The sequence below is a fragment of the Texcoconibacillus texcoconensis genome (genome assembly GCF_014202575.1).
In the GTDB taxonomy this organism is placed as follows: Bacteria; Bacillota; Bacilli; order Bacillales; family Salisediminibacteriaceae; genus Texcoconibacillus; species Texcoconibacillus texcoconensis.
In genome coordinates this window covers 264,309-276,734 of record NZ_JACHHB010000001.1, presented here as the reverse complement: position 1 = coordinate 276,734, position 12,426 = coordinate 264,309, and the positions used below count along the sequence as shown (strand labels likewise).

The 12,426-nt window shown below is 41.3% G+C and carries 13 protein-coding genes and 1 riboswitch; of the genes, 12 read left to right on the top strand and 1 reads right to left on the bottom strand.

What is annotated here, in order from left to right:
* Positions 1 to 237: 237 nt before the first annotated feature.
* The 10 genes from fmt to spoVM all read left to right on the top strand — a co-directional run bounded on the left by fmt (position 238) and on the right by spoVM (position 9,538).
* Positions 238 to 1,179 (top strand): methionyl-tRNA formyltransferase, encoded by a 942-nt coding sequence (gene fmt, locus HNQ41_RS01320; protein WP_184662605.1) that lies wholly within the window; start codon positions 238 to 240, stop codon positions 1,177 to 1,179.
* A gap of 1 nt (position 1,180) precedes the next feature.
* A complete protein-coding gene (rsmB, locus tag HNQ41_RS01315; protein ID WP_184662604.1) occupies positions 1,181 to 2,533 on the top strand; it encodes a 16S rRNA (cytosine(967)-C(5))-methyltransferase RsmB in 1,353 nt (450 codons plus the stop codon).
* Between the two features lie 12 nt (positions 2,534 to 2,545).
* Entirely contained in the window at positions 2,546 to 3,640 is a 1,095-nt protein-coding gene (gene rlmN / locus HNQ41_RS01310; RefSeq protein WP_184662603.1) for a dual-specificity RNA methyltransferase RlmN, read from the top strand.
* 2 nt (positions 3,641 to 3,642) lie between these two features.
* Complete coding sequence (locus HNQ41_RS01305; protein WP_184662602.1) at positions 3,643 to 4,398, top strand: Stp1/IreP family PP2C-type Ser/Thr phosphatase; 756 nt, start codon at positions 3,643 to 3,645, stop codon at positions 4,396 to 4,398.
* On the top strand, positions 4,395 to 6,401 hold the full coding sequence (gene pknB, locus HNQ41_RS01300; RefSeq protein WP_184662601.1) for a Stk1 family PASTA domain-containing Ser/Thr kinase: 2,007 nt from the start codon (positions 4,395 to 4,397) through the stop codon (positions 6,399 to 6,401). Before HNQ41_RS01305 ends, pknB begins: the two co-directional genes overlap by 4 nt.
* 21 nt (positions 6,402 to 6,422) lie before the next feature.
* Positions 6,423 to 7,304, top strand: coding sequence for a ribosome small subunit-dependent GTPase A (rsgA, locus tag HNQ41_RS01295; RefSeq protein WP_184662600.1), 882 nt, complete (start codon positions 6,423 to 6,425; stop codon positions 7,302 to 7,304).
* A gap of 2 nt (positions 7,305 to 7,306) precedes the next feature.
* Positions 7,307 to 7,951 carry a ribulose-phosphate 3-epimerase gene (gene rpe / locus HNQ41_RS01290; RefSeq protein WP_184662599.1) on the top strand — a complete coding sequence of 215 codons (645 nt, stop codon included), beginning with the start codon at positions 7,307 to 7,309 and terminating at the stop codon, positions 7,949 to 7,951.
* A 10-nt stretch (positions 7,952 to 7,961) separates the two neighbouring features.
* Positions 7,962 to 8,065, top strand: a riboswitch (TPP riboswitch).
* Between the two features lie 55 nt (positions 8,066 to 8,120).
* Positions 8,121 to 8,672 carry an energy-coupled thiamine transporter ThiT gene (gene thiT, locus HNQ41_RS01285; protein WP_184662598.1) on the top strand — a complete coding sequence of 184 codons (552 nt, stop codon included), beginning with the start codon at positions 8,121 to 8,123 and terminating at the stop codon, positions 8,670 to 8,672.
* Positions 8,673 to 8,682: 10 nt separating this feature from the next.
* A complete protein-coding gene (locus tag HNQ41_RS01280) occupies positions 8,683 to 9,330 on the top strand; it encodes a thiamine diphosphokinase (RefSeq protein ID WP_184662597.1) in 648 nt (215 codons plus the stop codon).
* A 127-nt stretch (positions 9,331 to 9,457) separates the two neighbouring features.
* A complete protein-coding gene (gene spoVM, locus HNQ41_RS01275) occupies positions 9,458 to 9,538 on the top strand; it encodes a stage V sporulation protein SpoVM (protein ID WP_184662772.1) in 81 nt (26 codons plus the stop codon).
* Positions 9,539 to 9,904: 366 nt separating this feature from the next.
* On the opposite strand, the gene rpmB is transcribed toward spoVM, so the two are convergent.
* The gene (rpmB, locus tag HNQ41_RS01270) at positions 9,905 to 10,093 is read right to left on the bottom strand and encodes a 50S ribosomal protein L28 (protein WP_184662596.1); all 189 of its coding nucleotides are present in this window, start codon (positions 10,091 to 10,093) and stop codon (positions 9,905 to 9,907) included.
* 235 nt (positions 10,094 to 10,328) lie between these two features.
* On the opposite strand from rpmB, the gene HNQ41_RS01265 reads away from it, so the two are divergent.
* The gene (locus HNQ41_RS01265; RefSeq protein WP_184662595.1) at positions 10,329 to 10,694 is read left to right on the top strand and encodes an Asp23/Gls24 family envelope stress response protein; all 366 of its coding nucleotides are present in this window, start codon (positions 10,329 to 10,331) and stop codon (positions 10,692 to 10,694) included.
* Positions 10,695 to 10,715: 21 nt separating this feature from the next.
* The gene (locus HNQ41_RS01260) at positions 10,716 to 12,404 is read left to right on the top strand and encodes a DAK2 domain-containing protein (RefSeq protein ID WP_184662594.1); all 1,689 of its coding nucleotides are present in this window, start codon (positions 10,716 to 10,718) and stop codon (positions 12,402 to 12,404) included.
* The last annotated feature ends 22 nt before the right edge of the window (positions 12,405 to 12,426 follow it).

Below are 12,426 nucleotides of genomic sequence, written 5' to 3'. Positions count from 1 at the left end.
AGCATTTTACGGACATGAGTTCCGCTATTTGTAAAAATAAGCCCATCATTGCCTACAAAAGAGGGGGTTAACGGAATGTATGTCCGTTCGCCCCCTAAAAATGGCTGATTTGGTTGAAATAACGGAACGTATGTCCGAGAACCACGTGCAACATTTACCTGAGGCAAAAATCAGTAACGTCAACCTGCAGATAGGCTGAATAGAAAGTGACTTAGGTTTTTTAAGGAGGACAAAAATATGAAAATTGTTTTCATGGGGACACCGGACTTTGCATCTCCGGTGTTACGTTCGTTAATAAATGAAGGGTATGATGTTTGTGCTGTCGTCACACAGCCAGATCGACCTAAAGGAAGAAAAAAGACATTAACTCCACCCCCGGTTAAGGAGGAAGCAGAAAAAGTAGGGATACCAGTTTTACAACCAGAAAAAATTAAGCAACAAGAGGCTTATGAACAAGTTCTCGCATATGAACCTGATTTAATTGTCACAGCTGCTTTCGGTCAAATCTTACCGACAGAAATTTTGACGTCTCCGAAATATGGCTGTATTAATGTGCATGCATCACTACTCCCGCGTTACCGTGGAGGGGCTCCTATTCATCAAGCGATTATTGATGGAGAAAAAGAGACAGGGATTACGATTATGTACATGGTGGAAGCATTAGATGCAGGGGATATTCTCTCTCAAGAAGCGATTCCAATCGAAGAAGATGACCATGTTGGAACGTTACACGATAAATTAAGTGATCTTGGAGCAAAGCTACTTCTTGATACGATACCGAAGTTAGTACGTGGAGAGATTGAACCACGTACCCAACGTGAAGAGGAAGTGACGTATGCACCGAATATTCGTCGCGAGCAAGAACGGATTGATTGGACACGCTCTAGCCATGACGTGTATAATCACGTCCGTGGTATGAACCCTTGGCCAGTTGCATATACCACATGCCTTGGGGAACGTTTGAAAGTATGGTGGGTTGAGAAACAATCAATTACAGGGGATCGTCAACCAGGTGAGATACTGGCAATTGATGATCAGGGAATCATCGTACAAACAGGTGATCAAAAAGCTGTGAAGTTGACACGTGTTCAACCTGCAGGAAAAAAACCGATGGATACGGCAACATTTTTACGTGGTGCAGGTCAAACGTTAACCGTCGGGATGAAATTAGGAGAATGAAATGAAAAAGATGAACGTACGTGAAGCAGCATTAGAAGTGCTTGAAAAAATTGAAAAAAATCAAGCTTATAGTCATTTACTTCTTAACCATACGATAAAAAAAGCGAATCTCTCGTCAAAGGATGTTCCACTTTTGACGGAGATCGTATACGGCACGTTGCAACGAAAAAAAACGATTGATTTTTATTTATCATCATTTGTGAAACGAAAGCTCGATCGTATAGATACGTGGGTGCTCGTTCTTTTGCGTATATCGGTTTACCAAATTCACTATTTAGAAAAAATTCCCGATCGAGCCGTTGTACATGAAGCTGTTGAGATTGCAAAGCGACGAGGCCATAAAGGGATTGCCAATATGGTAAATGGAACGCTTCGTTCGATGCAAAGGTCAGAGTGGCCTGAATTCTCAACAATCAAAGATCCAGTTGAGCGATTGGCTGTTGAAACGAGTCACCCAGACTGGCTCATGGAGCGTTGGATTGATCAATATGGTTTCGATAAAGCCCGTGATTTAGCGGTTGCAAATTTACAGTCTGCACGACAAACAGCCCGTGTTAATACAACAAAAACATCAGTCGACGAGGTTTTAAATCGCTTAGCTGATGAAGGGATTCATGCAGAGAAAGGACACTTAGCTTCTGATAACATCGTCGTCATGAAAGGAACGATTGCTGCAACGGACACATTTAAAGATGGTTTTGTGACAATTCAAGACGAAGGGTCGATGCTTGTTACGGAAGTGCTAGCCCCAAAACCAGGAGAAACGGTCCTCGATGCTTGTGCAGCCCCAGGTGGGAAAACGACACACATCGCTGAACGATTGTTAGGTCGTGGGAAGGTCCATGCGTTGGACGTTCACGACCATAAAGTGTCATTGATTGATGAGCAAGCCAAAAGACTTGGTTTATCATCAATAATAAAAGCACAAACGCTGGATGCTAGGCGTAGTGGTGAACAATTTAAACAAGGGCAATTCGATCGAATATTACTCGACGCTCCTTGTTCAGGTCTTGGTGTTTTGCGTCGTAAACCTGATATAAAATGGACAAAATCTGTCCAAGATATTGAAAATATCACAAATGTTCAAACTCAGTTGTTAGATGCCGTTGCTCCACTATTAAAAGTTGGGGGAACCCTCGTTTATAGTACGTGTACGATTGATAAAAGTGAAAATGACTGGCAAATCGAACAGTTTTTAAAACGAAATCCGGAATTTATTGTACATGCGAACGAAGAGGTGCTTTTACCAAAGCAGATTGGTCAACATCTTCATGACCATGGAAAAATACAACTGTTTCCAGATGATACAGATACAGACGGATTTTTTATTGTCAAGTTAGAAAAACAACATTAAGGTGTGAAATAAATGAATTTACAACTAGCGGAAGTGGAAAAACATCAAGCATTAGGAGTGAAACCTTCTATTTTGACTCTCCGTTTTGACCATTTGCAACAGTGGTTAAAAGAACAAGGGGAACCATCATTTCGAGCGTCACAAATTTATCAATGGTTATATGAAAAACGCGTGACATCTTTTGAAGAAATGTCAAATTTATCGAAGGATTTACGGGGGAAATTAGCGAATGATTTTACTTTAGACACGTTAAAATTGATCACGAGTCAAACTTCTTCGGATGGAACAATTAAATTTTTGTTTGAACTTCAAGATGGTTACTCGATTGAAACGGTTGTGATGCGTCACAATTATGGAAATAGTGTATGCGTGACAACCCAAGTAGGTTGTCGACTCGGATGTACGTTTTGCGCTTCCACGCTCGGTGGGTTGAAGAGAAACTTACAAGCAGGAGAAATCGTTGCACAAGTTTTAGAGGCTCAACGTCATATGGATCAACAAGACGAGCGCGTGAGTTCTGTTGTTGTGATGGGAATTGGCGAGCCGTTTGATAACTTTGATCCACTTATGGATTTCTTGAAAATCATTAACCATGACAAAGGATTAAATATCGGAGCTCGTCACATCACGGTATCAACGAGCGGGGTTGTGCCAAAAATATATCAATTTGCAGATGAGAAATTGCAGATCAACTTTGCTGTTTCCTTACATGCTCCGGATACAGAAACACGTTCAAGGTTGATGCCTGTAAACCGTGCTTATCCATTAGATCAACTGATGGAATCTCTAGATTATTACATTGAGCAAACAGGTCGTCGCGTCACCTTTGAATATGGGTTGTTCGGTAGTGTCAATGATACGTCGGAGCATGCAAAACAGCTTGCGAAACTCATTAAGAACATGAAATGTCATGTGAATTTAATTCCAGTTAACGAGGTGCTAGAGCGGGACTATGTACGTACACCGAAAGAACAGATTGATGAATTTGAGAAAACGTTAAAAGACGAAGGAATCAATGTCACTGTTCGTCGTGAACAAGGTCATGATATTGATGCAGCTTGCGGTCAGTTGCGTGCTAAGGAGCGTCAAGAAGAAACGAGGGGATAATGATGGATGCTGTATTTCGCACACATGTAGGACAATTACGTGCCCATAACGAAGATGATGGGGATTATCTGAATAATCAACAAGGGCAATTACTCGTACTTGTTGCAGATGGTATGGGTGGTCATCAAGCAGGAGACGTAGCTAGCAAGATGACAAAACAGGCTTTTCGTAACAAGTGGGAGCAAGTCAACGAATACCTATCCGCCGATGAATCGAAAACATGGTTAGAAACAGCAACAAAGGAAGTTAACGAGGAGTTAATTTCGTATGCCAGAGAAAATCCTGAATGTTTAGGAATGGGAACGACGCTCGTCGTTGCGATCTGTTCTGATTCTTTCGTGACTCTCGCCCATGTTGGGGATTCTAGGGCATATCTTGGACAAGGGGATTCTTTTCAGCAAGTAACAGAGGACCACTCGCTTGTCAATGAGCTCGTAAAATCTGGACAAATTACCGAATCAGAAGCTGAACACCATCCGAGGAAAAATGTATTGATGCGTGCCTTGGGTACCGATGATGACGTGAAAGTGGATATCAATGCCGTAGAATGGGGACAAGGTGATTCTTTACTTCTATGTTCTGATGGATTGACGAACAAGGTAAGTGATGAAGAAATTCAAGAATATGTAAAAGGTGGTCAGGTTACAGAGATCGCTGACCGTCTCATCGATGTTGCAAATGAACGTGGTGGAGAGGATAATGTGACAGTTGCACTCGTTCAACATGGCAATGAGAAAAAGAGCGAGGGTTCATCATGACAAAAGAAATCATTAACGACCGCTACGAGCTTCAAGAAGTGATCGGTGGCGGAGGAATGGCTGATGTTTACCTTGCTTACGATACGATTTTAAATCGAAGTGTTGCCGTTAAAGTGTTAAAACTTGAATTTTCTCAAGACCAGGACTTCATTGCACGTTTTCGTCGAGAAGCACAAGCTGCGACAAGTCTATCTCACCCTAATGTTGTCAATATTTATGACGTTGGTGAAGAAGGAAACTGGTACTACATTGTGATGGAATATGTGTCTGGGATGACTTTAAAGCAATGGATTCAAAACCAAGGGCGTTTGTCTTTGCAAGAAACGGTGCAAACGATGCGGCAAATCATTGCGGCAATCTCTCACGCTCATGAAAACCGGATTGTCCATCGTGATATTAAGCCTCATAATATATTGATACGAGACGACGGGGCAGCAAAAGTGACTGACTTTGGGATCGCTCGTGCAGTGAGTGAAGCAACGATCACTCGAACGAATTCGGTTCTTGGTTCGGTCCATTATTTATCCCCAGAACAAGCGCGTGGAGGTCACGTTACAGAGAAATCGGACTTATATGCACTAGGGGTCGTAATGTATGAAATGCTAACAGGAAAAGTCCCGTATGAAGGGGATACGGCTGTTTCTGTTGCGATTCATCATTTGCAAACCCCTTTCCCTTCTGCGCGAGAAAAGAACCCTTCAATACCGCAAAGTGTAGAAAATGTCATTATTAAAGCAACGGCTAAAGATCCGTTACAACGTGTGGCATCCGCTGGGGAAATGGAAATCGACTTGACCACGGTGTTAAATCCAGAAAGAAGTGATGAACCACCTGTGACCATTGATGAGGGAATAGATGAGCAAACGAAGGCGATTCCGATTGTCAATGAACAAGATGAACAGCATGTAGATGATCAGGAGACGCTCATCACAAAACCTAATCAAGACAAAACGAGTGAAAACTTTGATAATACTGAAAAGAAAACAAAATCAAGACGTCGCAAATACACAATTGGCGGTTTAATAGCTTTCGTGCTATTGATCACTAGTTTTTGGTTGCTTTCGCAATGGCTTTACGTAGAGGAAGTTACGGTTCCTGATGATTTAGTCGGTGAACCTTACGAAGATGCGATTCGTACATTAATGGACTTAGACCTCGATGTAGAACGGGAGTTAACGTATGATGATGAAATTGAAGAAGATCATATCGTACGTCATCGACCTGATGCAGGTTCAACAGTTAAAGTGAACTCGACTGTGACCCTGTATGTGAGTGAGGGGAAAGAGCCAATTGAAATGCCAGATGTCATAGGGCGTTCAGAATCTGCAGCTTTGCGGGGATTACATGCATTTGATGACATTGAGATTACGTATGAAACAACGAGTGACGTCGATGATGGCACGGTTTTAGATCAAGACCCTAGCCCAGAAGAGCAAATTGTCGCAAGTGAAACTTCGGTTACACTCACTGTTAGTGAGAGACCGTCCATTCACCTTAATAATTTACTCGGATTGAGTCGCGAAGATGTGCGAGAGTATTTTGCTGAAGAGGAATATCTGATCGGTGATTTTGTTCAGGAATATTCGTCAACCTATGAAGAAGGAAGAGTGATTGACCAAGACCCTAGCGCGTTTACTGAAATAGATGAAATGACGGAAGTCACTGTCATCTTCTCGCGTGGTCCTGATCCTGATGAAGATGATGGAGACTTGGAAATGAGTGAGGATTTTGTTAATGGGCACATCCCGTTTAACATTGACGTACCCGAAGGGGGAGAGGAAGGAACCTTCGATGTTCGTCTCTCGATTTTGGATTCGACGACAGATGAACCCATTGATATTTTAAATCAACCTGTTGACTTACCGAATGAATTTAATGTGCCATCAACATTAGAAGAAGGGGAAGTTACTCTTATTTTCTTAGAAATTGACGGTGAAGAACATGGTGACTCACCATTTGAATATTCGTTTAACGAACTTGAGGAATTTGAAGACAATGAATAAATGAACATACAGGAGGTTTCCATGGCGGAAGGTAGAATCGTCAAAGCTTTGAGTGGCTTTTATTACGTGAAAAATGAATCAGGGATTTTCCAATGTCGAGGGCGGGGTGTGTTTCGTAAACAAAAGCTCACTCCACTTGTCGGCGATTACGTTGAATTTGCAGCAGATAACCATAAGGAAGGGTACGTAACGGTACTTAAAGAAAGAAAAAATGAATTAAAACGACCGCCAATTTCAAACGTAGACCAAGCGATTCTTGTGTTTTCTGCGCGTGAGCCTGATTTCAGCGCTCAACTGCTTGATCGCCTTCTTGTCCATGTCGAAGCAAGTGGAATCGACGCGATGATTTGTATTTCGAAAATGGACTTGCTAACTGAAGAAGAAAGAAAGTCTTTGGAAGATATGGGTCAAATGTACCGAGATCTTGGTTATGAGGTTGTTCATACGTCTGTGTATGTAGATGAGATGATTCAGTCTCTACGCCCTTATTTAGAAGGGAAAGTGTCGCTTTTTGCAGGTCAATCTGGTGTAGGTAAGTCTTCACTTTTAAACGCATTAAGACCAGAGTTAGACCTACAAGTAGGAGACGTATCAAAGCATTTAGGGCGTGGTAAGCATACAACTCGACACGTTGAATTGATCCCCGTTAATTCGGGCCTTGTTGCAGACACGCCAGGCTTTAGCGCACTAGACTTTGAAAATATGACCGAAGTAGAACTCAGTCATTGTTTTCCTGAATTCCTCATGTACGTAGATGATTGTAAATTTCGCGGTTGTCTACATGTGAATGAACCGAAATGTGCCGTAAAGACAGCGTTAGAAGCTGGAGAGATTTCTCAGTTAAGGTATAATCATTATGTTCGCTTTTTATCAGAAATTCAAAATCAAAAACGGAGGTACTAGTTATGGTTAAAGTCGCTCCTTCAATTTTAGCATCTGATTTTTCAAAACTTGGAGAAGAGGTTCGTGATGTCATAAACGGTGGTGCAGATTATATTCATGTCGATGTAATGGATGGTCATTTCGTTCCGAACATATCGATTGGGGTCCCGGTCGTTGAAGCGTTAAAACCAGTGTCAAACGTGCCACTGGACGTGCATTTAATGATTGAAAACCCTGACCAATATATCCCGCAATTTGCTAATGCGGGAGCAGATATCATCACTGTTCATATTGAGGCAAGCCCTCACATACACCGAACAATTCAGCTTATCAAAGACCAAGGTGTACGTGCTGGTGTAGCAATAAATCCAGGTACGCCGGTCGAGATGATTGCACCTATCTTGGCAGATGTAGATTTAGTTTTGCTTATGACAGTTAACCCCGGATTTGGTGGTCAATCATTTATCGATCGTGTCACTGATAAAATCCAAGATGTTTATAAGAGCGCGCAAGAAATTAATCCAACGGTTGAAATTGAAGTTGATGGAGGAATCAACGAAGAAACAGCGAAGTTATGTCGAGAGGCAGGAGCGAATGTTCTCGTTGCCGGATCTTCTGTTTATAAGAGTGAACAGAGGAATCTTGCGATTGAAGCGATTCGTGGATAAAAGAAAAAATAGAAATCACAAGGGGAGCCTATTGAAGGCTGAGAGGAAGTTCGTGACTTCGACCCTTCGAACCTGTGAGATGATGCTCGCGTAGGAATGTGACTTGTGAAGGAAACACAGCTTACAATCTTGGGAGCTGTGTTTTAATTTTGTTAAGGGAGTGATCCATATGCGTAATACAAATACGTTATATTACGTCGAAATCGCCGTGATGGCAACGCTAGCAGTTGTGCTTAGTTTTATTAAGTTTGGTGGTTTTTGGGCGCAAGGAGGTTCAGTGTCGCTTGCGATGATTCCATTAATTGTCATTGCTTTCCGGCGCGGAATAAGAGCTGGTGTTTTAGCAGGTCTTTTATTCGGACTTATATCACTTATTTTGCCAGGTGCTTTTATTGTTCACCCTATTCAAGCGATGCTAGATTACCCAGTTGCATTTAGTGTTGTCGGATTAGCAGGGTTGTCGGTATTTCGAAAAGGACGTCAAAAACCATTGCGCATGACTTATATAATAACAGGCGTTTTTGTAGGGGTTAGTTTACGCTTTTTGTCACACTTTGTAGCAGGAGTTGTTTGGTTTGCAGAAATGGCACCAGAAGGTATCCCTGTCGTGACGTATGTGTTTTTGTATAATATCTCTTATTTAATACCTGAATTCCTTTTATCAGCTGCTGTGTTGTTGTTATTAAATCGACGGAATTCGTCTTTATTCCAAGCGTCATAAGGAGGTTGACATGGAATACATTGTTGTTGCGGGCGGTCCCATCTCGCATATGCCGCGGTTCACAGAGGTGAAAAAAAGGTACCCGAACGCAAATTGGGTTGGTGTTGACCGTGGTGCCTACCATATCGTTGAAGCAGGGATCGAATTATTGCAAGCATTCGGTGATTTTGATTCATTATCTGAAGATGAACGTGACGTTCTTTCTTTGCATACAGTGAAGAGAGATGTCTATCCGCGCGAAAAAGACCGAACAGATTTGGATATCGCGCTCAACTGGGTTGTTCAGCAAAACCCAACCTCTGTGACCATTTTAGGTGCGACAGGGGGGAGACTTGACCACTTTATGGTCAATATCCATTTGTTAACAAAACACGATTATGTTAAGCATCAAATTGTTATTGAAGATGTGAATAATCGTGTCCGTGTTGAGCAACCGGGAACGTACTGTTTACCGAATTCAGGAAGATATCGTTACGTTTCATTTATCCCGTTAACGGATGTTGTAAGTGGATTGACACTAGACGGTTTTTATTATCCGCTCAATGATGAACAAATAATACGAACATCTAGTTTAACGATCAGTAATGAATGGAAAGAAGATAAAGGATTTTTTTCCTTTACTGACGGGATTTTAACGGTGATTGAAAGTCGAGATTAAGAAAAATCGGTACTATTTCCGCTCGTTTGAATATACTTAATAATAACGAGACGAAATATGGTACGTTCTCAACGGGCGTTCTCCTAAACGAAAGTATTGTTGACAGTTCATGCAAGGAGGGGGAAAGATGAAATTTTATACGATTCGGTTGCCCAAGTTTTTAGGAGGGTTTGTACGCGCAGTATTAGGAAGTATACGTAAAGAGTAGTCAAAAAAGCACCGATGATGGTGCTTTTTTGTTCTTAAAAACGACTTTTATTTTAAATCGGATTGTAGAATAATACTATCGCTATTAATGTCTCTAAGAAGGAGCTCATCCATCTTATGGTACCCTCAAAACCATGTGTGAAGATAACAAAGTTACTCATATCTCAAACAAGAATTAAAGGGGGAGATAATTTTTCACCCATAAATGTAACCCCTTATTTGTAACGGAGAAGCATAAGTAGTTCTATCAACGACCGATTTTGGATAAAAAAATTTCTGAGCTCGTTATGGAAGGTAAAGATTCTTGAAAAAAACAAAAACGGCACAGGCTTCAGCCTTGTACCGTTTAGTCTCAGTCGTTTAGCGATTATACACGCTGAACTTTTCCAGATTTTAAAGCTCGAGCAGAAACGTACGCGCGTTGTGGCTTGCCATCAACCATAATACGTACTTTTTGCACGTTCGCTCCCCAACGGCGCTTTGATTTGTTCATCGCGTGGGAACGCTTGTTACCAGAACGTGCTTGTTTTCCTGTAACGACGCATTTACGTGCCATAAAATTCTCCCTCCTTCAACGATCGATGGGATGAATGATATCTAGTCATTCTAAATACTTGACAATGTTAGCATAGGAATGTAAAGTTTGCAAGCATAAACTTGATAATTACAAGGTCACAGCCTTTACACATGCCTTTTTTATTTTACTGTATCATTGCCCGCTTTTAAAAAGAAAAAGATTATAGTAAAATAAGCTTAGCCATAAAGGCAAAATTCCAAAGGAGGATTTTTGCATGTCTATCGAAATGAAAACAAACTACGGAAAAATTGATGTATCGAAAGATGTTGTTGCGATTATTGCTGGTGGTGCTGCTATTGATTGCTATGGTATTGTCGGCATGGCATCGCAAAAACAGCTTAAAGATGGTATTACTGAACTATTAGGGAGAGAAAATTTCAGTAGAGGCGTTGTCATAAGGCATGGAGAAGAGGACGATTTACATATCGACATGTATATTATAGTCAGTTACGGGACGAAAATTTCTGAAGTGGCTTATAATGTCCAGACAAAAGTGAAGTACCAACTCGAACAAATGCTTGGTCTTCAAGTTGACTCTGTCAATATTTTTGTCCAAGGTGTGCGAGTGACAAATTCATAGGTGAAGTTAGGAGGAACATTAGTGTCGGTGAAGAATTTAGAAGCAGAAATGTTTGCCCAAATGCTTATCGAAGGTGCGAACAACTTATCTAATCATTCAAAAAAAATAGATGCATTAAATGTATTTCCTGTTCCAGATGGTGATACAGGAACGAATATGAACTTGACCGTTACTTCTGGCGTCAAAGAAGTGAAACAAGCAAATGCAAATCGAGTCGGTCAAGTTGCAGGTTCGTACGCAAAAGGGTTGTTGATGGGCGCGCGTGGAAACTCAGGCGTTATTCTATCCCAACTATTCCGTGGGTTCTCAAAATCTGTGGAAGGCAAAGAAACCCTCGATGCCCAAGGTTTAAGTAAGGCATTTGAAAATGGTGTCAACATGGCTTATAAAGCGGTCATGAAACCTGTTGAAGGTACAATTTTGACCGTGGCTAAGGATGCAGCAAATCGAGGAATAGAAGTTGCGAAAACATCCGAGGATGTCGTAGAAGTCATGGATGCCGTCGTAAAAGAGGCGGAAGCATCACTTGAGCGAACACCTGATCTCTTACCTGTTTTAAAAGAAGTCGGTGTTGTAGACTCTGGAGGACAAGGACTACTAACGATCTATGAAGGCTTTCTTTCTGTTTTAACTGGAGAGAAAATCGTTGATTTAGTACAAAATGAACCTTCGATGGATGAGCTTGTGAAGTTTGAACACCATTCTGCGCAAAGCCATATGGCAACAGAAGATATTGAATTTGGCTATTGCACGGAAGTGATGGTGAAGTTTGAAGACGAAAAAACGTCGCAATATCCATTTGATGAACAAGAATTTAGAAGTGCTTTAAATGAACTCGGAGACTCATTACTCGTTGTAAGTGATGACGACCTATTGAAAATACATATACATGCAGAGTATCCAGGTGATGTGATTACGAAAGCTCAAAAACATGGTTCGCTCGTTAATGTAAAGATTGAAAATATGCGCGAGCAACATTCAGCGATCCTTGACTATGAAGGTGAAAATGAGCCCAAACCAGTTCAAGCACCGACTGAAACGAAGGAAGAGCGACAGGAATATGCGATTATTGCTGTAACAATGGGAGAAGGGATTGCGTCGTTGTTTAAAGGCGTGGGTGCTAGCCACATTATTGAAGGCGGCCAAACGATGAACCCGTCGACGGAGGATTTTGTAAAGGCGATAGAAGAAGTGAATGCTGAGAAAATCATTTTACTTCCAAACAACAGTAATATCGTTATGGCAGCCGAACAAGCTGCGTCTGTCGTAGATGCTGAAGCGGTCGTTGTTCCATCGAAGTCTGTTCCTCAAGGGCTTACAGCTCTGTTGTCTTTTAATCCTACGAGCGATTTACAGGACAATAAAGAAGAAATGAGCGAAGCACTTTCTGAAGTGAAAACAGGTGAAGTGACTTATGCTGTGCGTGATACAAGCATCAATGGTATTGCTATTAAAGAGGGAGATTATATGGGGATCTCTGAGAAAGACATCACTTCAACGGACCCATCTGTACAAAAAGTGACTGAAGAATTGCTAACATCACTAATTGATGATGAATCTGAAATTGTCACAATTATCAAAGGTGAAGACCGAGATGAACAAGAAGGACAAGCTGTTGTTGATTTTGTAGAAAAGATGTTTTCCGATGTTGAAGTAGAACTTCACGACGGAAAACAACCGTTGTATTCGTACATTATTTCTGTTGAATAAATATATTTCTCAATGTATGGAG